The sequence below is a fragment of the Sulfurimonas sp. C5 genome, from assembly GCF_029872055.1.
Taxonomy (GTDB): Bacteria; Campylobacterota; Campylobacteria; order Campylobacterales; family Sulfurimonadaceae; genus Sulfurimonas.
Genome location: NZ_JARXNQ010000001.1, coordinates 573,501 through 598,728, shown reverse-complemented (window position 1 = coordinate 598,728; position 25,228 = coordinate 573,501). Strand labels below are relative to the sequence as shown.

Below are 25,228 nucleotides of genomic sequence, written 5' to 3'. Positions count from 1 at the left end.
TGTACTTATGAGCAGTTTGCGTATGACCCGTAAGTAAAAAAGGGCATGAAAAGAAAAAAACAGAGTTAATAAAACTGAAAAAAACAAAATACTTTTCACACTTATTTCCTAATTGATGTAGCTGTTAAAAAGATATAATCCTTTCCTGTAATAGTAACACGAAATTTTTTCTGTTGCAGATATTTTTTGCAAAATACAACATCTTTGTAAAGATTTGACATCTCTGAATAATTATAGTTTCTCATCATCGCACCGTATATCATCTCCCCGTCAATCCAGCGGCAGTTTGGAAATGCCAAAATAAGAGCACCGTCCGGTTTGAGTTGGTTTTGTACTACAGACATAAAGATTTCGTTGAGGTTAAGATTGGAGCTTTGCAGGGTACCTATGCTTATAATAAGATCAAATTTCCCAAGCTCTAATGAATGCAGCTCTTTAATATCGGCTTGTAAAAAATCAACATTGTTATGTGCTTGAAACTTTTGTTTTGCATCTTCGATCGCAGAGTGACAATAATCAATTCCTAATAGTTTCAGTTCTTGAAAATTTGATGCCTGCTTTTCTATGACTTCAAACTCATCTCCGTTGTTCACGCCTAAATTTAAAATTCTTGTACGTTCATTTAAGTTGACGTTTTTTAGAGCGTGTGAATAGTGGTAAATAAAAGAGGTCTCTTCATTTTTATGAATTTGTGCAAAGATAGACTCTGAACCGTACTTCTCCTCTTTATCTGCATCTACGGCATGAAAACTGTCATTTGAGAGTTTTTTATAGCGCATAAGTACAAATTCTTCGTCTAAAACTTGAGGCGTTAACATTTTACATTTTAAAATTTGTGCCAAATCGAGCCATGTTTTATAAGTGTGGATTATTATTTTTTTATCTTCTAAATCCGGGTTATATGCTTTAAATTCGATAATATCATGCTCACAAATTGTAACTATTTGTTCTTCTAATATTTCTATGATTTCTAAAAGTGATTTTGAGTATAAACTTAACATAAACGGTAACATGCAAAAAACATTCCTGAATATCAAAAGGAATTGATAAAAATTTGATACAATAAGTGAAAGTTATATTTTTTTTTGGGAAAATAAATGAATGATAATATAAGTTTTTATAAATTTATGCATCGTCAAATTTTAGTTGTTATAGCTTTATTGGTAGGTACATCTCCCGGTTATCTTATTACGGGGTACCTTTATACCAATATGGTTATAGAACTATTGTGGTTTTTTATAATACTTCTGGTATCAATTTATGGATATCAACTGTATATACGATTTAAACATTGTGACACTCTAGAATTACAAGAAAAGTGGCTGACAAAAGTAAGTTATTTTATGTTTGTGTACTTTTCTCTTTGGACTATAATGTTTGTTTATTATGTTATGCATAACAATATAGACATGCATTATATGGCTATTGCTACACAGCTAGGTTGTACAGTGGTGGCTGCAACGATTTTAGCATCTCAAAAGAAGCTGGTAATTTCAACCGTTTCTTCATTGATGTTACCAATCACAATTTATTTATTAATGGTTGGTTCTGTATACAGTGATATTCTTGCTTTTTTTACCGTAGTACTTAGTTTAGTATTGCTTTATGCAGCTAAAAATACGCATGAATACCTTACAAAGAGTAGGTTTCAAGCGTATCACGACTATTTAACAGGTTTGGGAAATAGAAGATATTTTATTGAGATGCTTGATAGTTCAGTTAGAGAAAATCGTGATAGATTTACATATCTGCTGCTTATTGATCTTGACCATTTTAAAACTATCAACGATACTTTAGGTCATGATGTAGGAGACCAGCTATTAATCGAAGTTTCCCAACGTATGACAAAGTTGGCAAAAAAAGGTGAACATTTTGTAGCCCGTTTAGGAGGAGATGAATTTTGTATTCTCTCCAAAGGATTTGATACAAATGAGAGTTGTCTCGAAGATGCACAAGAGTTTTCACAAGAACTTTTAGATGAGATCAAGTATTCCTATAACATTGAAGGTAATCATCTGTTCATCAGTTCAAGTATTGGTATTAGTATTATTAACAATCCTAAGCTTCAGGCAAATGAGTTTTTAAAAGAAGCGGATATTGCCATGTATGAAGCAAAAAGTAACGGCAGAGACGGCATACTTATCTTTAATGATGAACTTTGTAAACTTATTGAACAAAAACTTGAAATAGAAAGAAATCTACACTTTGCAGTTGATAAAAATGAAGTTAGATTACAGTATCAGCCACAATTAAACGTAAAAGGTCAAGTAGTTGGTTGTGAAGTACTTGCTCGCTGGCATAATGAAAAACTGGGACTAATATCACCCGATGTATTTATTCCGATAGCTGAAAATACGGGATATATTCTTGAATTAGGTGAATATATACTTGAACGTGCATTACAGACATTGGTAAAATGGGATCGCAGCGGTATAAAACTGAGACAGCTTTCTATCAATATCAGTATGAGACAGTTTTTAGATAAAAGTTTTGTTGATATGGTTGAAAAGCTATTTGACAGATACAACATATACAGTTTTAAAACACAAGTAATCTTCGAAATTACGGAAACAAGTACATCTGAAAACTTGAAAAAGATTGTAGATGTTATTAATGACCTTAGACGACTTGGAATTAAGTTCTCTATGGATGATTTTGGAACTGGATATTCATCACTTAGTTATCTTCGTGAAATGCCGATAGATGAGTTGAAAATCGATAAGTCCTTTATCTCAAGACTTGATGATGAACAACAAGCGTTACTTGTTAAAAGTATTATTGAGATCTCAAGAAACATGAATCTTTCTATTGTGGCAGAGGGTGTTGAAGAACAGTATCAAAAAGATTTCTTAGAAGAATTAGGATGTGATCTTTATCAAGGGTATTATTTTTATAAACCGCTTTGTCAAGAGGATTTTGAAGCTCTTTTTTAAGAGCTCAAAACCGTTTGAAAAAATTAAAATGAATAAGTTTGAAACAGCTTATTTAGTTCTTCCGTACCTAAAACTCCAATGTGGCGGTACACTTCTTTTCCATTTTTATCAAAAATGATTTGAGTCGGTATCATTCTTACCTTTAACTCATAAGCGGCATCTCTCTCTTTTTGTACATTGATAAAATGGATATTGTACTCAGGATGTTTTTTTGTGACTTTATAAAGCATTTTCCCCATTATTACACAACTATGACAGCTTTCTGCACCAACTTCTAAAAAGAAAGGTTTTCCCTTTCCAATGCTCATCTCAACGTATTTGTATTTACTCTCTTGCAGCATCTGCTCAGCAGCTGTCGCATTCAGGCTCAAAAGCAATAACAGTATTAAAAATAATTTCATTTTTCTCTCCTACAATTGTAAATAGGCCTGCCATGCAAAATAGACACCTATAGCTATGAGCATAAGGGCAAAACCTTTATTTATGTAATTTGATATGTGTGATACAACTTTGCTTGAAGTAATACTTTGGGTAAAGCCTACTGATACCCCTGCCATTAAAAGCAATAGGGAATGTCCTAATGCAAATGTTAATATCAGTCCATAAGCATATATATAACCGCTATTTGCCGCAACGCTAATAATAGCTACAAGAGGAGCAGAAGCACATGGAGTGCTTACTAAACCAAAGATGATTCCTATTAAAAAACCGCCGAAAAGTCTGTATCTTATAAGGTGTGTCATGATTGATGATTTGTTTACTTGTCCAAATATCCCCCATGCATAGAGTCCAATCAGTATGCTAAGGATTGCAGCTAGAATATATGCCCATATTGGAGCAATTGAGAAAAAGCCACCAAATTTTGCAACAATAAAACCTAAAATGGAAAAACTTATCATAACACCAAGTGCAAAGAGTGATGCAAATGCGTAAGTATATAAAACTTTCTTTTTCCCCTCTAAGTCTTTATTTAAAGCAACTGAACTGCCTACTAAAAGAGGTACTGAAATAAGTGAACATGGTGCAATTGCAGTAATGCTGCCTGCACCAAATGCACCAATAAATGCTAAAAGCGTATTTGATTCAAGAAGGGCTAAAACAGCTTCTTGCAAGTTTAGGCTTCCATTAAAGCAAGCACTTCGTCTACGCTTAGAACTTTCCCCGTACTTACCACTTTTCCGTCAATGACCAGTCCCGGAGTACTCACTACCTGATACTCCATGATTTTCATAATGTCGTCTACTTTTTCTATCTGAACAAATTTACCGCTTTTAGCAACGGCTTCTTTTACCACAGCTTCTAATTGCATACACTTTGAACATCCAGTTCCCAATACTTCTATTTTCATAATAAACACTCCTTCATCATTGGTTCTAACTCTTCGGCTTTGACATCACCTGTAATTGTAATGCTTGCTCCGTTTTCTTCACTTGATACTTCGATGTTTTCGATTTTTTCCATCATCTGCGGATCGCAATTACAACTGCAGTTCCCATCTTTACACTCTTGAACTTTTGCATTTACATCTTCGGCATTGAAGCCGCCTAAAAATGCTTTAACACCAGTTTGTGTGTCATTTACTTTAAACATTGTTTTTCCTTTATAAAATGATATTAAACAGATACCCTATAGCGATAATTCCACTGCCTACAATGGCAAAAAAGATGCCTATTAGTTTGAGTGAAATGATTTTTTTAAGGATCAATGCTTCCGGTAGACTCAGCGCTGTCACCGCCATCATAAAACTAAGAGCAGTTCCGAGCAGCATCCCTTTACTTGTGAGTACTTCAACCAAGGGCATTACACCGGCTGCATTTGAATACATAGGTATTCCCATCAACACAGCAACGATAACTGCAAACGGATTTCCTTCACCTGTATATGCAGCTATAAAGTCCGTTGGAATATAACCGTGAATCCATGCACCTGCACCTACACCAAGCATTACATAGATATAGATTTTTTTGAAAATATCTACAGTGTAATTCCACGCTTCTTTAGCTCTGTCTTTAAAAGAGAGTTTTACCAATGTAGCTTCAAGTTCACCTTCAATCGGTTTAACATCCATCAGTACCTCTTTTTCCATACCCAGTTTTCCTATGAGCCAACCGCCAAGTATTGCTACAGTTAAACCAAAGGCGATGTAAATTGATGTTATCTGCCAGCCAAAGATACCAAAGAGCATAGCGATAGCTATTTCATTATTCATTGGAGCTGAGATCAGGTAACTAAAAGTAACTCCGATAGGGATACGTGCTTGAATAAAACCTAAAAATAACGGTATTGCAGAACAAGAACAAAAGGGTGTTATGATTCCAAAAAGTGAAGCACCTACATGACCGTAAAGGGCAGATTTTCCTTGAAGATGGGCACGTACATATTCGGTATTGACCCATGTACGTAAAAATGAAACAGCAAAAATAATTGTAAGCAGTAAAAACCAAATTTTTATAGTGTCATAGATAAAAAAGTGGACAGCATCAGCTAATTTACCTTCGAGCCCTACGATACTATAGATAAATTCTTTTGAGAGCTCATACCACATTTAGCAAAGCTCCTCTTTTACTACAGGGAGTAACTCTTTTTCAATTAAGTTCAATGTTTTTTCATACTCTTCTACCGCTTTTCCCGAAGGGTCATCAAAACCTACGTGTATAGTCTTCACAGCTTTAGGAAACATAGGACAAGTTTCTTTTGCATGATCACATACGGTAACTACTAAATCAAATGGAGTATCTAAAACTGTTTCAATAACTTTTGAATGGTACTCATCTCTCCAATAACCTTTTGATTCTAAAAGAGCTTGAGCATGTGGATTTACCGCACCGCTTGCTTTTACGCCTGAACTTTGAGCTTCTACGCAGTCCCCTAATTTTGCATTGATTAATGCTTCTGCCATGATTGAACGGCAACTATTACCTGTACAGAGTATTAAAACTTTTTTATTCAAGATTACAACCTTTTTTTAATTTTGGAATTTCTATATCGAGACAACTGATCTCACTTAATACGTTTTCTCGAAATTTGTCTATAGGAGAACGTATAGAGTAGTAAGCCCAGCGTCCTTCACGTCTAACTTTTAAAAAACCGCCGTCTTTTAAAATTTTCAGATGTCTTGAAATACGTGACTGAATCATATCAAATGAGTTTTCTATGTCACATACACATACTTCATTGTTTTCATGAATAAAACGTAAAATTTTAATTCTTGTTTCATCGTTAATTGAACCGATTGTTTGTAAAAATATTTCCATGAAAGTAGTATAGCTAAAAACAATTAATATATCAAGATATATTGATATATATAGATCACGCAAAAAATGTTCCAACTCTTACTTAACTTTTAGTTTTTTTTCTCTACAATAAATAAAAAATTATATAGGAACGATTAATTAGAATATGAGAATAGATAAGTTTTTAAATGCCGTAAATATTACTAAAAGACGTTCTGTTGCACAAGATATGATCGCAAACGGTGTTGTGTTAATTAACGATGTTGTTGCAAAGGCAAGTAAAAATGTTGAGATAGGAAGTATCATTACGATTAACTATCTAAAAGAAGCAAAAAAATATAAAGTTTTGCGTATCCCTGAGACAAAATCAACACCGAAATCTTTACAACACGAATATATTGAGGAACTATAATGAATTACGAAGAAGCTAAAGAGAAGTTTACAACACTTTTTGATCATCAGATGGATGATGCTCAGATGAAAGAGTTTTTAGAAAGTATCACTTTAGACGCAAACACTCCTATAGACGTTATAGCCGCAGCGGCAGAAGTGATGAGAACTTATGCTCTTCCGTTACCTGTATCTGAAGAGATCAGAGCAAAAGCAATCGATATAGTTGGAACAGGCGGAGATAAAATAGGATCATTCAATATTTCATCAACTGTCGCTTTACTTGTTGCTGCATCAGGTTGTATTGTTGCTAAACACGGTAGCCGTTCTGTAACATCAAAAAGTGGCAGTGCAGATATGTTTGAAGCTCTTGGTGTAAGACTTGATCTAAATATTAAACAGAGTGCACAACTGTTAGAAGAAACAGGTTTTACTTTTATGTTTGCACAAAACCATCATCCTGCAATGAGTTTTATTATGCCGGTAAGAAGAAGTATTCCCGATAAGACTATTTTTAATATCTTAGGACCCCTTACGAATCCAGCAGGTGTTAAAAAATCTATGCTTGGAGTATTTGATAAAACTTTTGTTCGCAAGATGCTTGAAGCACTCCGTATCAACGGTTCAGAATCGGCAATGGTTGTAAGTTCCAAAGAGAGAATGGATGAGATCAGTATCAGTGATATTACTTACGCTTCAAGACTTCACAACGGGATTGTAACTGATTTTGAAATAGATCCTGAGTCTTACGGGATCAGAAAAATGCCACTACAGGCAATTGTAGGCGGTGATGCTAATGAAAATGCACAAATTCTAAAAAATATATTTGATGGTACTGCGACAGATGCTCAGCGTGACATTGTTCTTATGAATGCTGCAGCTTCATTAATGGTTGAGGGCACAGCTCGTGATCTTCAAGAAGGGCTTGAGATAGCGAGAGAAACCATCAGAAGTCAAAAAGCAAAGAAAAAATTAGAACAAATAGTAGAGATATCAAACAAACTATGAAAGAATATACATATACAGTCTCTTTAGAAGAATTAGATAGTGTAGTAGCTGAATTTTTAGAGCACTTTAAAAACGGAGTGGTGATCTTAAAAGGTGATTTGGCAGCGGGCAAGACTACATTTGTAAAAACGGTAGCAAAACTAAAACAGATTTGTGAAGATGTTACATCTCCTACATTCTCATTACAACAATGCTATGGAGATGATACATACCATTATGACATTTATAATCACGGCTTAGATCATTTTGCTTCACTGGGGATGATGGAAGAGCTTGAAAAACCAGGTCTTCATTTTATAGAATGGGGTAATGACGAATTGGAAAAGATCCTTGATGCGGCAGGATTTGACGTAGCAACAATAGAGATAGAAAAGATTTCAGATGATAAAAGAGAGTACACTATATGCATACGCTAAAAGCAGTTGATTTAAAAAAGAGTATTAAAGATTTAGATATTGTAAAAGGGATCTCGTTAGAGGTAAAAAGTGGTGAGGTTGTAGGACTTTTAGGCCCTAATGGAGCCGGAAAAACTACTACCTTTTATATGATCTGCGGACTTGTGGCAGCAAGCGGCGGGCAGGTTTTTTTCGATGACGATGAGCTCACAGGACAACCCCTTCACCAAAGAGCCTTAAAAGGGATAGGATATCTGCCTCAGGAAGCTTCAATTTTTAAAGATTTAAGTGTCGAAGACAATCTTATGATTGCTGCACAAGTAGGGATCAAAGACAAAGCAAAGCAGCAAGAAAGAATTTTAGAACTGCTGGATATGTTCAATATTGAACCGATCCGTTATCGTAAGGGGATCTCTCTTTCCGGTGGTGAGCGTCGTCGTGTAGAGATTGCACGTGCACTGGTAAATCATCCGAAGTTTTTACTCCTTGATGAACCTTTTGCGGGAGTTGACCCTATTGCTGTTATGGATATCCAAAAAGTTATCAATCAGTTAGTCTCATACGATATCGGCGTACTTATTACAGACCATAATGTTCGTGAAACGCTTGATGTATGTGACCGCGCATATGTTATTAAGTCAGGTGAACTTCTGGCAAGTGGTACAAGTGAAGAGATTGGTAGAAACGAAGATGTTCGTACACACTATCTCGGTGAAAACTTTAAACTTTAGGGTAAAGCTTGGCAGTTCTAAGACAATCTCAAAGCGTTGAAACCAAACACAAACTATCAAATACTTTAAGAAATTGGCTTCCAATTCTTCATTCTAGTCTTTCGGACCTTGGTGAAGCTATGGAGCCTTTTGTTAATGCAAATCCTGTTATTGAAGTTAAATCGGGTTATGAAGAGGATTTTGAACGAAAGATCCCTAAAAAGATCTTCTCAGGCAATGTAAGCAATTCCAGAACGGAACAGATTGAAGCATTGACAATTCAGTCAAGAAGTCTATATGAAGTACTGGATGAACAGCTGGAAGCTCCACTATTTCCTACACCTATTTCTCAAGAGATCGCAAGATATGTAGTAGAGAACTTGGATGAAAACGGTTATTATGAAGGGGACAGTGACGAATTTTGTCAAGAGCATGATATAACTATTGATGCTTTTGAAAAAGTACGTCTGCGATTTGCTCATATTGAACCGTTGGGAATAGGTGCTGAAGATCTTGCAGAATCGTTTTTATTTCAACTGGATAACTCAGAGATCTCCAATGAAGCATATCCTCTGGCAGTCGAGATGATTAATGATCTTCAAAATATTCACAGTTATGCAGGTAAAGAATATTTTTCTGAAGTTATGCATATTATTTCTACTTTCAAAAATCCGCCGAATATTGAGTATCAAGAAGATTCCAGTCATATAGTCCCTGATTTGATGATCTATTTTAATGATGAAGAGCAAATTGAAGTTAAACTCAATGATTCGTATTATCCAGCTATCCATATTGACACTTCTTACGGAGTAGAACACGATTTTGTCTCACAAAAGATCAAAGAAGCAAAGTCTTTAGTAGATGCTTTGGAGATGAGAAAAGCAACGCTTTATAAAGTAGGTTTAATGATTGTAGAATATCAATATGACTTTTTTACGGGCGGGCAGATAATGCCGCTGACACTCAAAACACTTGCCGATGAATTTGGGCATAATCCTTCTACAATCTCCCGTGCAATTGCGAATAAATATATCGCTTGTGACCGTGGTGTGTTTGCGATGAAGGATTTCTTTACGACGGCAATTGATGAAGATGTCAGTAATGCTGCAATCAAAGAGTTCTTAACTGGACTTGTTAAAGAGGAGAGTCGCGAAAAACCTCTGAGCGATATGAAACTGCTTGAGCTGATCCAAGACAAGTTCAAAGTCAAAATGGTACGTAGAACCATTGCCAAATACAGAAAACAGCTTAATATTGCCGGTTCAAGTGAAAGAAAGAAGCTTTATCAACTAGGACTCTCGTGAGTATCAAAGAGATTTTGGACCGTGAAGTTGCTTCGCGGAACTGCTACGAAGAGGTGTGTGAGGATAAACTTGATCCAATCATCGTAGCACGCAAATATAATGATGAAACAATAGCACTTGTTTGTTCCCTTTTTGCATATGGCAACGTCAAGCAGATCGTGAAGTTTTTAGAATCACTCGATTATTCATTATTGGAAAAAAGTGATCGTGAAATTGAGAATGCTTTACAAAACCACTACTATAGATTTCAAACAGCTGATGATGTAGTTGCAATTTTTAAAGCCTTGAAACGTTTAAAAGAAGTTACTACTTTAGAAGAGCTCTTTACTAGTAAATATCTACAGACATCTAACGTAATAGATGGTATTAATGCAATTGTAGAAAAACTTTATGAACTCTATCCTTATAGTTCAAAGGGGTACACTTTCCTAATTGGAAAAATAACGACAAAAACAAAAGGTGCAGGGGCATTAAAGCGATGGATGATGTGGCTGCGCTGGATGGTAAGAAAAGATAATATTGATTTGGGTCTATGGAACAGGGTAAATAAAGCAGATCTTATTATTCCGCTTGACACACATACTTTCAATGTCAGTAAAAGATTGGGATTGTTGCAACGTAAAACATATGACTTACAAGCCGCAATTGAGCTCACAGAAACACTTAAAGAGTTTGACAAAGAAGATCCGTTAAAATACGACTTTGCATTGTACAGACTGGGACAAGAAAAGATATTTTAAAGGGAATATATTTGGAGTTTTTAATACATTTTCACCTTATGGCAGCAATGGCATGGATAGGTGGTTCAATTTTTATGTTTGTTCTTGGAGTCTCTCTCAGAGATAAATCCAAACAACAGCAAGTGTATCCAAATATAGGACCAATCTTTGGGTATTTTGAAATAGTATCTCTAATTATCTTACTTGTCAGTGGTATTTTAATGGCAGATGATAAAGGACTTTTTTATGGGCTTTTAGATGGTGATACAAGTCCCATTGGTACAGTGTTTTATAATAAAATGATGATTGTACTTTTTGTAATTATATTTACGATGATCCATTTCGTTGTAGCTCTTAAAACAAACAAAAAAGAGCGTACAAAACTTCAAAATTTTCTTTCTCGAAGTTCTTCACTAATGGTACTATTTTTAAACCTTGTAGTACTGCATTATGCGATCATGCTCAGAAGTATGTTAAATTAACCAGGAATTTTCGAAGTTGCAAGAGGCATTACAGGATTAGCTGTAATCTCTTCATCTGTTTCAATAGTCGTAGTGCCACATTTTAGTTCTCCATTACTGAGCACTTTTATACGTAAACCGCCTCGACCTTTCATTAGTTTGTAAGTACCTTTTACGATCACAGCATCCATCCAGGTACACGGTGCACAGTGTGCCATCCCTTCACAAAGAACATCACCAAGGTAAAACTTTTTTCCAATCAGAGAGTTGAGATGAATACCGCTTATAATGATATTTCTGCGGAATAGTTTTGGATCTACTTCAAAGCCGAGGGCTTTTGATATCTCATCAATCACTTCAGCAGATATAAGTGTAATGGGATACTTGGAAAATTTAAAACGATCTCCTTGAAGTCCTTGCCCTTGTTTTACATTAATCTCTTTATGTTCTAAAGTCGGTGCATCACCTACGTCAAACTTTTCTCTTGTAAAATAATTATGTTGTGGGGATGTAAAAATATGATGGATAAACACTGGATAGGAATAGTTATACATTTTTGAAGTATAGCATAATAAGAAATTGAAGTGCGCTAAAGAAAAAATACTATAGAATTAGAGGATATATGAATTATATTTTCCAAGCTAAGTAGAGAGTTTATGTAATTCTTGATACAATAAGAGTATTTAAATGCTATATGGGGTGAGTCATGAGAATTGTAATCATCGGAGCGGGTATTGCAGGTGCTTATATTGCAAATAAACTGATACAAGAAGATATATCTTTAGATATAGTTCTTTTAAGTGATGAAGAATATCCCTCTTACGATAGAATACACTTATGCCGCTTGGTAGATGACTCTGATGAGCTCGATGATATTGCTATCCCGCTTCACCCTAAGATAAAACTTGAACTGAATCAAAAAATTACCACTATTGACAGACAACATAAGCGTATTTTGACAGAGACGGCAATGTACGGTTACGATAAGCTGATTATTGCTACCGGTTCTCTGCCTGTTACACTCTTTAATATCAAAAATATTTCAAATGCCACAGTTTTTAGAAGTGCACGTGATTGTAAAAAAATTCATGAAGGTGTTACTGGTAGAGAAGTAGTGATTGTAGGTGCTGGACCTATAGCACTTGAACTTCTTGAAACACTCAATGAAATGGAAGCTGTAAAGCACATTACTCTGCTTGTACGTTCTAAATATCTTTACAGTAAAGATCTCTCAAGTGATGCTATCAAAACCATAGAGAACTCTTACACAGAGAAAGGTAAGGTATCGATCTCTTATGAAGATGAGATTGTAGATAAAACAGTAGAAAACTCTCAAATAACTTTAATTCAAACCAAGAAAATGAAAATCGAAAATCCTTTTGTTGTATTTGGTGTCGGTATCAGACCAAATATAGATCTGTTTCGAGATGTTCTAAAGTCAAACAAAGGACTTTTAACAAACAACTATATGCAAACTGAAGATGAAAATATCTATGCCATAGGTGAATGTGCCGAAGTGGAAGCATTTAATTTCATAGCAGGACATGTCAAAGCGTGTACGCTTCAGGCCGATTGTGCTATTTCACATATATTAAACCTAGAGAGAAAAGAGTTTAAACAAGAGACAGATGTAGATATGCTTAAAGTTGGAAACTTCGATCTTATAGAGGTGCGTTCTCCTACTTTTTCAAGTGAGTATGAAAAGGTATTAATTACATCCAAAAAAGATAATCGTATAGATGAGTATTTTTTTAACAACGATAAACTAACTCGCTTTATAGGTATTAATTCCAATGTTGACGTAGGATACTTAGAAACACTTATGGATAGCGGAACAAAAGTAGATATTAATTACCTCTATGAAAATAGACTCGTAGGTGAGCGGGGAAGACTGGTATGTAGTTGTGAACATGTGTATCAGCAAGATATTGTAGATATTGTTAAAGAAACCGGAATCGCTTCATTTTCTGAATTGGCACCGTTTTCTCAAGCTGGTCGTGTATGTGGAAGATGTAAGCTTATGGTGCAAGATATTATCAAAGCATCACAAGAGTTAATTGACCCGAATATGGTGAGAAAAACTCCTGATGAAATACAAAGAGAAAAAGAGATACAGGCTGTACAAAAACGTCTTGATAAATTTAATGCTTTGCACCCGAGGAATAATCTCTCTGCAGAGAATTTAGAGAGTGCTTTGGAATCATTAGAGATCGAAAAACATAAAGTTAACAGTTGGATCTCAATGGTAACAGCAAGTATGCAGCTGCATCCTAATTTTGAAGAAGTGGTAGAAAAAGGGATCCAAACACTTAACCGTGTACCGATAATATGGCTGGAATTAGCCGATTGTAGCGGGAACTCGGAAGCTTTTATAAAATCGGAAAATCCTGCAATTGAGGATCTGATATTTGATTATATATCACTGGATTACCATGAACTTTTAATGAGTCCTAGCGGTGATCAGAGTGAGACGGTTTTAGAGGATATCGTTAAAAATCAAAAAGGGGAGTATGTCCTTATTGTAGAGGGTGCAGTTCCTTTGGCAATGGATGGAAAGTATCTAAGAATTGGTCCAAACGGTACAACAGGACTTGAGTTGTTACGAAAAACAGCTAAGGATGCGGCTCTTGTGATAGCGGTAGGGAGTTGTGCATTTGACGGTGGAGTTGTGGCTGCATATCCAAACCCTACAGGTGCCGTAGGGGTGGCTCAAGCACTGGAACGTGATGACGTTATAAACATTTCGGGTTGTCCGACAAATCCTACAAATATTGTAGGTACACTTCTTTCTTATTTAATGTTTGAAGAATTGCCTCCGCTTGATAGTTTTAACAGACCGTTATGGGCCTATGAAGGAAGAATCCATGATAATTGTGAAAGACGTGGACATTACGAACTTGGAGAGTTTGTAAAAGAGTGGGGTGATGAAGGTGCTAAAAAAGGATACTGTCTTTTTGAAATGGGATGTAAAGGTCCATATACAAATGCAAACTGCCCGACTATGAAGTTTAATGGCGGGACAAGTTGGCCTGTACAAGCAGGACATGGATGTATGGGATGTGTAGAAGCAGGTTTTTTTGATAAGTTTGCTAATGAAAGAAAGTATGAAAAGGATGTAGAAGATGAGTCTTAAAAAAATTGTTATCGATCCAATTACGAGAATAGAGGGACATCTGCGTATAGAAGTTGAGGTAGACGATGACAATGTAGTACGAGATGCTTGGGCAAGCGGACAGCTGTTCCGCGGTATAGAGATAATTCTTAAAGATCGCGATCCAAGAGATGCAGGACTTTTAGCAGGACGTATGTGCGGAGTATGTACAAACTCTCATTTTAGAGGAGCTGTAACTTGTGTGGAAGATGCATATGGACTTGAGATCCCTAAAAATGCAGAAATAATTCGGAATTTAATGGCAATGGCACTGTTTATTCAAGATCATGTTGTTCACTTTTATCATTTGCACTCTTTGGATTATGTAGATGTAACAAGTGCTTTAACAGCAGATCCGAAAATGACATCAAAAGAGGCACATAAATATCATGAAAACCCTTATAGAAATTCCCATTCCCATTATGAAGAGACTCTAAAAAAACTGGATAATTTTGTGAAAAGTGGTAAACTAGGGCCGTTTGCTAATGGATATTGGGGGCATAAAACATATAAACTTTCAGCAGAGCAAAATCTACTGCTTATTTCGCATTATTTAGAAGCACTGAAGTTTCAGACCAAAGTGAGCAAAGCAGTAGCAATTTTCGGTGCTAAAACCCCTCATCCTCAAACTCTTGTTGTAGGTGGAATCACTAGTGTTGCTGACATGCTAAATCCACAAAGATTGAATGAGTACCTTTTTATTATGAAAGAAGCACATGAATTTGTTCAAAGGGCATATCTTCCAGATGCAAAATTGCTAGCCCTTGCTTATAGAGATGAGATTAAAGCGGGTGTAGGAAGAGCAAACGGTAATTATATGTCGGCAGGTGGATATAGCTTTGAAGATGAGAGAAAACTTTTTTGCGATGGTGTGATCCATAACCATGATTTTGCAAATGTTCAAGATTTTGATGCAAGTAAAATTACTGAAGAGGTGGACAGAGCTTGGTATGAAGGGAATCAGTTCGAATTTGAAGTAAAGTATACCGATCTAAATAGTGACGGCTCTTTAAAAACGGAAAAAAATGATGACAAATACTCATGGATTAAAGCACCGCGTTACGATAAACAACCGATGGAAACAGGACCTCTTGCTCGTATACTGATAAGTTATTCAAAAAAGAATCCTCTAATTATTTCATTTGTAGACGAATTCTTAGAAGAGACCAATTTAGAACTCATTGATCTGTGTACAGCTGTAGGAAGAAATGCCGCTCGTGCAATAGAGAGCAGTTATATTTGTGAGTATATTTTTAAACTTGTATCAGAGTTACTTCAAAATGTTAAGTATTACGATACAGATACTTGGAAACAGTATAGTTTTGATGCATTACAAAGTGAAGCTCAAGGTAAGGCTTTTTTAGAAGTGCCAAGAGGGACACTTTCGCATTTTGTCAATATCAAAGGTACAAAAATTGAAAATTATTCTGTAATTGCTCCAACAACTTGGAATGCTACACCGAAAAACTTTGACGGGCTTCGAGGTGCATATGAAGAGGCACTAGTCGGTTTAAAAATAGAAGATAGATCAAAGCCTTTAGAGGTTTTAAGAGTAATTCACTCTTTTGACCCATGTTTAGCATGTGCAGTGCATGTGATAGATACAAAAGGCAAAGAACTTGGAAAGTATAAGATCTCTAGTTTGAAGTAAGGATTCATATATGGAAATGGCTTATTCTCTCATACTATGGTATGGTATATTACACGCATTTGGAGCGGATCATTTAACTGCAATAGCTGATTTTTCCATAGGTAAGTCTGTAAAAAAAACAATGATGATTACAATAATGTTTGCATTTGGGCATGGCATTACACTTTTCGCATTTGCAAAACTTTTAGAGATATATAATTTACCCCATAATATTACAGATTATGGGGATATAATAGCTTCAAGTGTAATTATTGCAATGGGTATCTACCTACTGTATATGGTCATTTCAAACAAAATACATCTTAATAAACATATACACGATAATCGGGAACATATACATATATATTTTGGAAAAGAACACACGCATAACAGTTCTATTGTACCAACATCTGCTTGGACCATGGGTGCACTTATGGGAATTGGTGGTGTTCGTGGAATGCTTGTAACTCTCGGAGTTTTAGAAAGTCAAGTGATAAATTTTTCAATGGTCTTAACTTTTGTATTGGGTGTAAGTATCGTTTTTGTCAGTTTTGGTGTAATGATTTTGTATATCAATAAAGAGATTTTGACAAATAAAACAAATGTCAGAAGAGTGTTTGCAACAGCAGGTATAATCTCAATTGCAGTTGGGACAAACATGCTTTTTGCATAAATATTAACAGCAGAATCAAGCATGGTAGATGTAAAACTTCAAGATTTTTCGCTATAATCCAGATATTAAAAGAGAAAAAGGATAAAAATATGGAATGTGAATTTCCTACGGTAAACTCTAATCAGCAAGAGATAAAAGAAATTTTTGATAGTGTAAAGACTATAGCAATTTTAGGTTTATCACCAAATCCGGAGAAAGATTCTCATAGAGTAGCAGCATATTTACAAGCTCACGGTTATAAGATTGTACCTGTATATCCTAAAGAAGATGAGATTTTAGGAGAAAAAGTATATAGAAGTCTTAAAGAGATCCCTTTTAAAGTAGATATGGTAAATATTTTTAGAAAACCTGATGCACTTGATCCAATAGCAGATGCATGTATAGAACGTGGTGATATTGATGTATTTTGGGCACAAATTGGTATAGTAAATAATGCAGCTGCTCAAAAAGCACAAGATGCCGGAATGAAAGTTGTTCAAAGTCAATGTGCTATGGTAGACCATAGAAATCTTTTTAATTAGGCGAAAATAATTGGTTAATTTAGAAACTATCAAACAGGCCGGGAAACGCATAGAGGGTGTTGTTGTAAAAACTCCTCTTGCGAAAGCGCCTTATCTTAGCGAATTAACATCTGCAAATGTTTTTTTAAAAAAAGAGAACCTTCAAATAACTGGTGCTTTTAAGATACGTGGAGCATACAATAAAATAGCCTCACTCTCAGATGCTGAACGTGCAAAGGGTGTAATTGCTGCAAGTGCGGGAAATCATGCTCAGGGTGTGGCTCTCTCAGCAAGCCGTTTTGGAATAAAAGCAGTAATTGTAATGCCGGAATCAACTCCGCTTACAAAGGTTAACGGTGTAAAACATTACGGTGCCGAAGTCGTACTTTTTGGATCAAACTATGATGAAGCATATGGTTATGCAATCGATTATGCACAAAAAAATGATCTGACTTTTGTTCATCCGTTTGAAGATGAAGATGTAATAGCAGGACAGGGAACGGTAGGTTTAGAGATATTAGACAACTGTGATTCTTTAGATGCTGTAATTGTGCCAATTGGCGGTGGCGGACTTATTGCCGGAATTGCTGCAGCTGTTAAGGCACTTTCTCCAAAGACAAGAGTGATAGGAGTAAGTGCAAGCGGTGCACCTGCTTTTAAAAACTCTTTTGAGCTAAAAAGAGCAGTAGATACTACAAAAGTTCGTACAATTGCCGATGGTATAGCTGTTCGTGACACATCAAAAATTACACTTGAGTATGCATTACAATATGTTGATGAAGTGCTCAGTGTGGATGATGAAGAGATTGCTAGTGCTATTTTATATCTTTTAGAGAAGCAAAAACTTGTTGTTGAAGGTGCAGGAGCAGTAGGAATTGCAGCACTTTTACATAATAAAGTTGAAAATATAAAAGATAAAAACGTAGCAGTAGTGCTCAGCGGCGGTAATATGGATGTTACGCTGCTTTCTGTGATCATTGAAAAAGGTCTTATTAAATCACATCGTAAAATGAACTTGACTGTTACACTGGTTGATAAACCGGGTTCATTAATGCGTTTTACAGAGATCTTAAGAGACCTAAATGCCAATATAGTTCATATTGCATATGACAGAACATCTGTATCACTTGACTATGGTGATGCAAACGTAACTGTTCATATAGAAACTAAAGGTAAAGAGCATCAAGATGAGATTTATGATGCGTTAAAGTCAGAAGGGTATATAAGATAAATTATGCAAGTTATCAAAAGTAAGAGTATTGCAAAACCTGTAATAATGTTAAAAATGTATACAGAGGATAATACTCTTTTAGTAGTAGATGATGAAACTACTATTAGATTTTTAGATAACAGTGACCTAACACTAAAAGATGGTTTTAAAGCGGGAATTAAACATAAAACTTATAAAACAAGTGTAGTTGCTTTTAGTAATGACAAATATTACCTGGCAAGTTTATCTGAAGATGCAAAAGAATCAAGACTTTTTAATGCAAAAACAAAAAAGCTAATTTCAAAAGTAGACAGACATCATGGAGAAGCTTCGTGTGTAGCCATTGATCCTCTTAACAGGTTCATGCTTTCAGGCGGTGATGACGGAAAAGTTTTTGCCATTGATGTAAAAAGCGGTAAGTTAATGTTTACACTTCCTTCGCACATAGATACCATCAATGATATCGCTTTTTCAAAAAATGCCAATTGGGTGGCTACAGCAAGTTTTGATAGAAAAATTTCTGTGTACAATATTGTAACTATGACACCAAAAGATAGGCTAAAAGCGCATGCTGCACCTATCATGAAAATCAAATTTTTTCAAAAAAATAAACTTATTAGTATTGATAGAGATGCTAAAGCTATTATTTGGGATATTCATACCTCTAAAGTGATAACAAGATTACAGGGGATTCATGATGAAGTTCGTCAAATGGTAATTAGTGATGATGAAAGATTCCTGTTTTTAGGTACACATCTAGGATATGTACTTGTTTATGATTTGGAAACTTATGAACCGATTACTACACGTTTTGTAAAAATAAGTTCACCTATAACGGCTATGGAGTTTGATGGAGTAAACAATCACCTTATTTTAGGGACAGAAGACGGCTTCTTAATCTATTATGATATTTTTGAAGGGCTTGAAGAGATCAAAACATTTTTACAAAATAAACAGTTTGAAGAGATACAAGAGCGTACAGAAAAAAATCCTTTATTAAAATACACGAATGTATATGATCTGGTTTCAAATTTATGGGAAAGAAGTTTAGAAAAAGCTCAAATAGCACTAGAAAGCGGTGATACAAATAAAGCGCAATTATTGTTGAGTCAATTTAAGGACATACCGTCAAAAAATAAATTGATTCAAAAATTATTTCAAGATTATTCTCAGTATCCTAAATTTATAGAGCTTGCAAAAAGTGGAAAATTGGCACTTGCTTATTCTCTAGCAAATGCTTGTCCTGTATACAAAAATACTAAGCTCTATAAAGCACTTGAAGCAAAATGGAAAACATCATTTGCAAAAGCACAAAAAATGATGTTAAATCCAAAAACAACTCAGGCAGCTAAAGATTTGTTAATCCCATATAGAGGGATCAGCGAAAAAACAAAATTTATTCAAGAACTCTTTACAAAGTCTAATATATATATGCGTTTTAGGGAATCTATCTCTAAAAAAGATTTTAAAATGGCTATGCAGCTTATTAAACAAAATCCATTTTTAACAGAACTACCTGAATATACGACATTAATGAGTTTTGCTGATAATCTTTATTTTAAATCGCAAGCAGCTCTGCAAAAAGGTGAACTGCATGATGCAACAAAGTTTTTAACAATTTTAAAAGACTTTGATGATTTTAAAGATGAGGCTGTAAGTACTATTAAAGAAGTAGAGGTAAGACAGAAATTCTATCTTGCAATAAAATCAAATAATATGGCAGATGCTTACGATGCCATGACTGTATATGAAGAACTACAGGAAACACGAGAAGGGCAACAACTTCAGAACCAGTGGAATGAAGACTTGAGTACTGCAAATACGTATGCAGTAAACGGTGATGTGATCGGTGTTAGAAAAGTACTTGAAAAATATCTTGCAATAAGCTCTAAATATATGTCTCTTGCAACAATTTTTTCATGGTGTTATATCTCTCAACTTGAAAATGCAATAAATACAAAAATAGAAAAAATCAGTATTGAAAAAGGGATTAAAAATTATCTGTCTTTATTTGGTGAAACGGATCAAATCGATAATTTTTATGAAACATTTAAAGAACAATATCCTGATACAAAACTCAACATGGAATTGCTTCCAAAGAACTCTCTTTCACTTTGGAGACCTTCAATGATTGTAAAATCTATTTTAGAGTAGATATTTAACTTAAAATATAGCTTCATTTAAGTATAATCCAAAACTTTTACATAAATATATAAAAATTAGGAGACTTTTCATGCAAATTAGTGGCGCACAGATGGTTATCGAAGCACTAATCGCCGAAGGTGTAGAGACGGTTTTTGGCTACCCTGGTGGAGCGATAATGAATGTCTATGATGAGATATATAAACAAGATAAGTTTCACCATATCTTAACTCGTCATGAACAAGCAGCGGTACACGCTGCAGAAGGATATTCAAAAGCTAGCGGAAAAGTCGGCGTCGCAATGATTACAAGTGGTCCTGGTTTTACAAATGCAGTAACAGGTTTAGCTGATGCATATATGGATTCAATTCCTTTAGTTGTTATCTCTGGGCAAGTACCTATGAGTTTAATAGGAACAGATGCATTTCAAGAGATTGATGCTGTCGGAATTAGTCGTTCTTGTACAAAACACAATTATTTGGTTACTGATGCGAAAGACCTTCCACGTATTCTTAAAGAAGCATTTTATATTGCATCTTCAGGTCGTCCAGGTCCCGTTCATGTTGATATCCCTAAAGATGTTACGGCTCAAATTGAAGAGTTTAATTATGATATTGAATTAGAACTTGAAACATATAAGCCGACAACGAAAGGAAATCCTCGTCAGATTAAAAAAGCGATGGAGGCAATTGCAGCAGCAAAGCGTCCACTTTTCTATCTTGGTGGTGGTATTATCAACTCAAATGCAGCGTATGATGTAAGAGATTTAATTCACAAAACACAAATCCCTGCAGTTGAGACTTTTATGGCTCGTGGAACATTATCACATGATGACAAGTACTTAATCGGTATGCTTGGTATGCACGGTTCTTATGCTTCAAATATGGCAATGAGTGAAACAGACCTTGTTATCGCACTGGGAGCTAGATTTGATGACCGTGTAACTGGAAAACTTTCTGAATTTGCAAAAAATGCGGCAATTATCCATGTAGATATTGACCCCGCAAGTATCTCTAAACTTGTAAATGCAGATTATCCGATCGTTGGTGATGTAAAATCTGTTGTAAATGAGATGCTGACTCTTGCTGATTGTGTAGACGGTTCAAGATATGAATCTTGGAGAGAGACAATTGAGAACTTTGATGCCCTGCATCCACTTACATTTCATGAAGACAGTGAAAGAATTAAACCGCAATGGGTTGTAAAAAGAGTTGGTGAACTTCTTGGTGACGATGCAAATATCTCTACGGATGTTGGACAGCACCAAATGTGGGCAGCACAGTTTTATCCATTTACAAGACCTCGTCAGTTCGTAAGTTCAGGGGGTCTTGGTACTATGGGATTCGGTTTCCCTGCAGCTATGGGTGTTAAAGCGGCAGCACCTGAGAAAGTAAGTATTAACTTTACAGGTGATGGTTCAATTTTGATGAATGTTCAAGAGTTAATGACGGCAGTTGAGAAAAAATTACCGGTTATCAATATTATCTTAAATAACAACTTCTTAGGGATGGTTCGTCAGTGGCAAACTCTTTTTTACGACAAACGCCACTCTGAAACAGACCTTTCTATGCAGCCTGACTTTGTAAAGCTTGCAGAAGCATTTGGCGGTATTGGATATAGAGTAAGTACAAAAGAAGATTTTGATGCAGCACTTAAAGATGCTGTTGAGAAAAATGTTGTTGCATTTATTGATGTAGTTGTTGAAAGATTTGAGAACGTACTTCCAATGGTTCCGGCAGGTGGAAGTTTATTTAATATGATGTTACTAGAGAAAAAGGAGGATAAGTAATGACGACTGATAATGCAAGGAGAGTAATCTCAGTTATCGTAGTTAACGAAGCAAGTGTTTTATCTCGTATTACGGACCTTTTCTCTGGTCGTGGATATAACATAACATCATTGACTGTTGCACCGATTCCAGACACGAAATATTCTCGTTTAACGATTGCAACTTTGGGTTCTGTAAAGGTTATGGAGCAAATAACAAAGCAACTTCATAAACTTATTCCTGTATTACGTGTATATGAACATGAAGATATGGTTGAAAAAGAGATGGCTTTAGTAAAATTTGATATCACTGAAAATTTAAGTGATATCAATACAATTTGTGAAGCGTATAACGGCAAGATTGTAAATGCAGGTGAGAGCTCTGTAATAGTTATGGTAGCAGACGAGCCAAAAAGAATTGACAACTTCTTAAACTCTATGAAAAGATATAATCCAAAAGAGATCGTAAGAAGCGGTGCGGTAGCACTAGAGAGATAGTATGAAATTAAGTGAAATTGCACAAATAATTGGTGCTGAATTTTCTGGAGCTGATAAAGAGATCAGCTCTATGAATACACTTAAAGATGCTACAGCAGAGCAACTTTCTTTTATTTCAAATGCTAAGTATGTAAAAGATATGGCAGATTCACATGCTGCTGCTATTATCGTCAATGAAAAAACAAAAGAGTTTGTTCCTTCATCAAGTGTAGCATTGGTTGTTGAAGATACTTACTGGCAAATGGCAGTATTGTCAAAATATTTCTCGGCAGCTATTGAAGATAAAAATGTACCTAAAGCCGTTATAGGTGAGGGTACAGAAGTATCTGCTAAAGCTGAGATTGCAAACGGTGCAAAGATTGGTAAGAACTGTACAATTATGGCTGGAGTATATGTAGGCTCAGGCTCTGAGATTGGTGATAATACTATCCTTTATCCAAATGTAGTGGTATACAGAGACTGTAAAATTGGATCTGAGTGTATTATTCATGCAGGAACAGTAATCGGAAGTGACGGTTTTGGTTTCGCATCAAATAGATTGGGTCAGCATAAAAAGATCTATCATAACGGTAATGTATTGATTGAAGATGATGTTGAGATTGGTGCAAACGTTACGATTGATAGAGCTGTTTTTGGTTCAACTACAATTAAAAAAGGTGCAAGACTTGATAACTTAATTCAAGTTGCACACAACTGTGAAATAGGTGAGGGAAGTGTATTTGCTGCACAAACAGGTATGGCAGGCTCATCTATTGTAGGTAGAAACAATGTATTTGGTGCACAGAGCGGTATAGCAGGGCATCTTCATACAGGTGATTTTAATACTTTTGCAGCACGTAGTGGTGTTACAAAAACAATTACAGAGAGTGGTAAAACTTTTGCCGGTTTCCCACTTATGGATCACAAACTTTGGCTTAAACTTCAAGGGATACTTTCTCGTCTTCTAAAAAGTAAATAGATTATTAGCTAAACTAATTCTATAACTCTTTATAGGAGGCATAGAATGTCTACAACAATTACTCTAAGCGGAACAAATAAAGGTGTAATTTCTGTTACAAAAATCAATGAACCTTATGGTCCTGGGAGTGCTACAGTTGCTAGCATAGGTATTTCTCTTGACGGTAACCCTGATAATCCGGAATGGAAAGTACATCTTCCACTAGAAAATATAGATGAAGTTATAGAAGCTTTAAAAGCTCTCAAATAATTGATACACAGAGTTAGAGGCAAAGAACTTTCCCTTCTTGAACTTATCGCCATAGCTCTGGGCGGTATGGTTGGAGGTGGAATCTTCACAATACTTGGTATATCTGTTTCGATGATTGGTGTTTATACGCCTATTGCAATTATAATAGGGGGTGTTTTCGCCTTATTTTCTGCATATTCATATGTTAAACTTGGTCTTTATTACAAAGATGAAGGTGCTGCATACTCTTTTTTGAAAAAAACTTTTTCCTCTTCACCCTTTGTAGCATCTTTGATAGGTTGGTGGGTAGTCTTTGGTTATATATCAACACTCTCTTTATATGCATATACATTTTCATCGTATGCAATAAGTGGCTTTGAATTTGGTAATAATGAAATCATTAGAAAAGCAATAGCTATGTTAGTAATACTTCTGTTTTCTTTGATAAATATATGGAGTGTCAAAGGAATGGGGAAGGCTGAAGATATTATGGTGTATACAAAGTTAGTCATATTAGTGGTTATCTCTTTTACACTCATAAATCACTCTAGTATTTCTTTGCCAACATTGCTTGAAGATTCTAAAAATACAACACTTTTTGCAATATTAATAGTCTCATCTATTACTTTCGTTGCATATGAAGGGTTTGAACTTGTTATAAATGCTGTCAATGAGATGGAAAAACCGCAAATAAATATACCAAGAGCAATATACAGTGCAATACTGCTTGCGGTCTTAATCTATGTAGTGATATCTGTGGGTGCTATTTTTGCAATCCCTTTTAAAGATATCATTGCAAATCAAGAATATGCATTGGCCGCAGGGGCAGATAATATTTTAGGACATATTGGCTCGGAAGTAGTGATTCTGGGTGCTGTACTCGCAACGAGCAGTGCTATCAGCGGAACTCTTTTTGGCGCTTCAAGACAGATTGCCGTGATTTCCAGTGACGGTTATTTTCCATCATTTTTATCAAAAAGAAAAAACTCTATCCCTGTTTATGCAATCATCACTATGGCTTCTTTGGCATTTTTATTGATTTTAGTCGGTAATTTAGAAGTTATTTTAGAGTTTGGAAGTATCACTTTTTTATTGGTATCTATCTTAATGGCATATGCAAACTTTAAAATAAAGGATAAAACACAGGCAAATGCTATTATCATTTTAGTTGCATTAGTAAGTTTGTTTTTTGGGACTCTATTGATATTTTATTATGAATATACCACAGATATACATCAGATATATTTTATATTATCAATATATGTCATTTTGAGTATTTCGGCATTTTTGTTTTCTAAATTCGAGAAAGGGAAGTAGG

At 35.3% G+C, this 25,228-nt stretch carries 28 protein-coding genes; 19 read left to right on the top strand and 9 right to left on the bottom strand.

The genetic code is table 11. The annotated features are described in order from the left end of the window. Positions 1–101: 101 nt before the first annotated feature. On the bottom strand, positions 102–1,013 hold the full coding sequence (locus P6N22_RS02945) for a methyltransferase domain-containing protein (RefSeq protein WP_280330014.1): 912 nt from the start codon (positions 1,011–1,013) through the stop codon (positions 102–104). Positions 1,014–1,097: 84 nt separating this feature from the next. Here P6N22_RS02945 and P6N22_RS02940 point away from each other — a divergent pair, with 84 nt between their 5' ends. Continuing rightward, positions 1,098–2,933 (top strand): GGDEF domain-containing phosphodiesterase, encoded by a 1,836-nt coding sequence (locus P6N22_RS02940; RefSeq protein WP_280330013.1) that lies wholly within the window; start codon positions 1,098–1,100, stop codon positions 2,931–2,933. A 23-nt stretch (positions 2,934–2,956) separates the two neighbouring features. Here the strand turns inward: P6N22_RS02940 and P6N22_RS02935 are convergent, their stop codons facing one another. Genes P6N22_RS02935 through P6N22_RS02905 form a run of 7 tightly spaced genes read right to left on the bottom strand, consistent with a single transcriptional unit; the run spans position 2,957 to position 6,187 of the window. Next, positions 2,957–3,334: a thioredoxin family protein gene (locus tag P6N22_RS02935; protein WP_280330011.1), complete on the bottom strand. Its 378-nt coding sequence runs from the start codon at positions 3,332–3,334 to the stop codon at positions 2,957–2,959. Between the two features lie 9 nt (positions 3,335–3,343). Beyond that, positions 3,344–4,045: a cytochrome c biogenesis protein CcdA gene (locus P6N22_RS02930; protein ID WP_280330009.1), complete on the bottom strand. Its 702-nt coding sequence runs from the start codon at positions 4,043–4,045 to the stop codon at positions 3,344–3,346. A gap of 2 nt (positions 4,046–4,047) precedes the next feature. After that, positions 4,048–4,281: a thioredoxin family protein gene (locus P6N22_RS02925; RefSeq protein WP_280330007.1), complete on the bottom strand. Its 234-nt coding sequence runs from the start codon at positions 4,279–4,281 to the stop codon at positions 4,048–4,050. After that, positions 4,278–4,523, bottom strand: a complete 246-nt coding sequence (locus P6N22_RS02920; protein WP_280330005.1) for a hypothetical protein — start codon at positions 4,521–4,523, stop codon at positions 4,278–4,280. Before P6N22_RS02920 ends, P6N22_RS02925 begins: the two co-directional genes overlap by 4 nt. 10 nt (positions 4,524–4,533) lie before the next feature. Further along, the gene (locus tag P6N22_RS02915) at positions 4,534–5,478 is read right to left on the bottom strand and encodes a permease (RefSeq protein ID WP_280330003.1); all 945 of its coding nucleotides are present in this window, start codon (positions 5,476–5,478) and stop codon (positions 4,534–4,536) included. Next, positions 5,479–5,883 carry an arsenate reductase ArsC gene (locus P6N22_RS02910; RefSeq protein WP_280330001.1) on the bottom strand — a complete coding sequence of 135 codons (405 nt, stop codon included), beginning with the start codon at positions 5,881–5,883 and terminating at the stop codon, positions 5,479–5,481. It lies immediately after the preceding gene. After that, positions 5,876–6,187, bottom strand: a complete 312-nt coding sequence (locus tag P6N22_RS02905) for a metalloregulator ArsR/SmtB family transcription factor (RefSeq protein WP_280330000.1) — start codon at positions 6,185–6,187, stop codon at positions 5,876–5,878. The genes P6N22_RS02910 and P6N22_RS02905 overlap by 8 nt, the downstream gene beginning before the upstream one ends. A 145-nt stretch (positions 6,188–6,332) precedes the next feature. On the opposite strand from P6N22_RS02905, the gene P6N22_RS02900 reads away from it, so the two are divergent. The 7 genes from P6N22_RS02900 to P6N22_RS02870 are packed head-to-tail and all read left to right on the top strand — an operon-like array spanning position 6,333 to position 11,174. After that, positions 6,333–6,578 (top strand): RNA-binding S4 domain-containing protein, encoded by a 246-nt coding sequence (locus P6N22_RS02900; protein ID WP_280329998.1) that lies wholly within the window; start codon positions 6,333–6,335, stop codon positions 6,576–6,578. Then, positions 6,578–7,564 carry an anthranilate phosphoribosyltransferase gene (gene trpD / locus P6N22_RS02895; RefSeq protein WP_280329997.1) on the top strand — a complete coding sequence of 329 codons (987 nt, stop codon included), beginning with the start codon at positions 6,578–6,580 and terminating at the stop codon, positions 7,562–7,564. The genes P6N22_RS02900 and trpD overlap by 1 nt, the downstream gene beginning before the upstream one ends. Beyond that, complete coding sequence (gene tsaE / locus P6N22_RS02890) at positions 7,561–7,980, top strand: tRNA (adenosine(37)-N6)-threonylcarbamoyltransferase complex ATPase subunit type 1 TsaE (protein WP_280329996.1); 420 nt, start codon at positions 7,561–7,563, stop codon at positions 7,978–7,980. The genes trpD and tsaE overlap by 4 nt, the downstream gene beginning before the upstream one ends. Then, entirely contained in the window at positions 7,968–8,690 is a 723-nt protein-coding gene (gene lptB / locus P6N22_RS02885) for an LPS export ABC transporter ATP-binding protein (protein ID WP_280329995.1), read from the top strand. Before tsaE ends, lptB begins: the two co-directional genes overlap by 13 nt. Before the next feature lie 8 nt (positions 8,691–8,698). Further along, positions 8,699–9,973, top strand: a complete 1,275-nt coding sequence (locus P6N22_RS02880; RefSeq protein WP_280329994.1) for an RNA polymerase factor sigma-54 — start codon at positions 8,699–8,701, stop codon at positions 9,971–9,973. Next, a complete protein-coding gene (locus P6N22_RS02875; protein ID WP_280329992.1) occupies positions 9,970–10,713 on the top strand; it encodes a TIGR02757 family protein in 744 nt (247 codons plus the stop codon). Before P6N22_RS02880 ends, P6N22_RS02875 begins: the two co-directional genes overlap by 4 nt. 11 nt (positions 10,714–10,724) lie before the next feature. Next, positions 10,725–11,174 carry a hypothetical protein gene (locus tag P6N22_RS02870; protein ID WP_280329991.1) on the top strand — a complete coding sequence of 150 codons (450 nt, stop codon included), beginning with the start codon at positions 10,725–10,727 and terminating at the stop codon, positions 11,172–11,174. On the opposite strand, the gene P6N22_RS02865 is transcribed toward P6N22_RS02870, so the two are convergent. After that, positions 11,171–11,707, bottom strand: a complete 537-nt coding sequence (locus tag P6N22_RS02865; protein WP_280329989.1) for an MOSC domain-containing protein — start codon at positions 11,705–11,707, stop codon at positions 11,171–11,173. The two genes, P6N22_RS02870 and P6N22_RS02865, sit on opposite strands and share 4 nt — an antisense overlap. Positions 11,708–11,859: 152 nt before the next feature. On the opposite strand from P6N22_RS02865, the gene P6N22_RS02860 reads away from it, so the two are divergent. The 11 genes from P6N22_RS02860 to P6N22_RS02810 all read left to right on the top strand — a co-directional run bounded on the left by P6N22_RS02860 (position 11,860) and on the right by P6N22_RS02810 (position 25,227). Beyond that, positions 11,860–14,286 (top strand): hydrogenase small subunit, encoded by a 2,427-nt coding sequence (locus P6N22_RS02860; protein ID WP_280329987.1) that lies wholly within the window; start codon positions 11,860–11,862, stop codon positions 14,284–14,286. Then, positions 14,276–15,955 (top strand): nickel-dependent hydrogenase large subunit, encoded by a 1,680-nt coding sequence (locus tag P6N22_RS02855; protein ID WP_280329985.1) that lies wholly within the window; start codon positions 14,276–14,278, stop codon positions 15,953–15,955. The genes P6N22_RS02860 and P6N22_RS02855 overlap by 11 nt, the downstream gene beginning before the upstream one ends. Before the next feature lie 10 nt (positions 15,956–15,965). Then, on the top strand, positions 15,966–16,607 hold the full coding sequence (locus P6N22_RS02850; protein ID WP_280329983.1) for a hypothetical protein: 642 nt from the start codon (positions 15,966–15,968) through the stop codon (positions 16,605–16,607). A gap of 89 nt (positions 16,608–16,696) precedes the next feature. Continuing rightward, complete coding sequence (locus P6N22_RS02845) at positions 16,697–17,128, top strand: CoA-binding protein (RefSeq protein ID WP_280329981.1); 432 nt, start codon at positions 16,697–16,699, stop codon at positions 17,126–17,128. A 10-nt stretch (positions 17,129–17,138) separates the two neighbouring features. After that, a complete protein-coding gene (ilvA, locus tag P6N22_RS02840) occupies positions 17,139–18,338 on the top strand; it encodes a threonine ammonia-lyase (protein ID WP_280329979.1) in 1,200 nt (399 codons plus the stop codon). A gap of 3 nt (positions 18,339–18,341) precedes the next feature. Beyond that, positions 18,342–20,471 (top strand): hypothetical protein, encoded by a 2,130-nt coding sequence (locus P6N22_RS02835; protein ID WP_280329977.1) that lies wholly within the window; start codon positions 18,342–18,344, stop codon positions 20,469–20,471. A gap of 79 nt (positions 20,472–20,550) precedes the next feature. Continuing rightward, the gene (locus tag P6N22_RS02830; RefSeq protein ID WP_280329975.1) at positions 20,551–22,248 is read left to right on the top strand and encodes an acetolactate synthase large subunit; all 1,698 of its coding nucleotides are present in this window, start codon (positions 20,551–20,553) and stop codon (positions 22,246–22,248) included. Beyond that, entirely contained in the window at positions 22,248–22,724 is a 477-nt protein-coding gene (ilvN, locus tag P6N22_RS02825) for an acetolactate synthase small subunit (RefSeq protein WP_280329973.1), read from the top strand. The genes P6N22_RS02830 and ilvN overlap by 1 nt, the downstream gene beginning before the upstream one ends. A 1-nt stretch (position 22,725) precedes the next feature. Continuing rightward, positions 22,726–23,682, top strand: a complete 957-nt coding sequence (gene lpxD, locus P6N22_RS02820) for a UDP-3-O-(3-hydroxymyristoyl)glucosamine N-acyltransferase (protein WP_280329971.1) — start codon at positions 22,726–22,728, stop codon at positions 23,680–23,682. Positions 23,683–23,727: 45 nt separating this feature from the next. Further along, positions 23,728–23,931, top strand: coding sequence for a hypothetical protein (locus tag P6N22_RS02815; RefSeq protein ID WP_280329969.1), 204 nt, complete (start codon positions 23,728–23,730; stop codon positions 23,929–23,931). Beyond that, the gene (locus P6N22_RS02810; RefSeq protein ID WP_280329967.1) at positions 23,932–25,227 is read left to right on the top strand and encodes an APC family permease; all 1,296 of its coding nucleotides are present in this window, start codon (positions 23,932–23,934) and stop codon (positions 25,225–25,227) included. Position 25,228 lies beyond the last annotated feature (1 nt).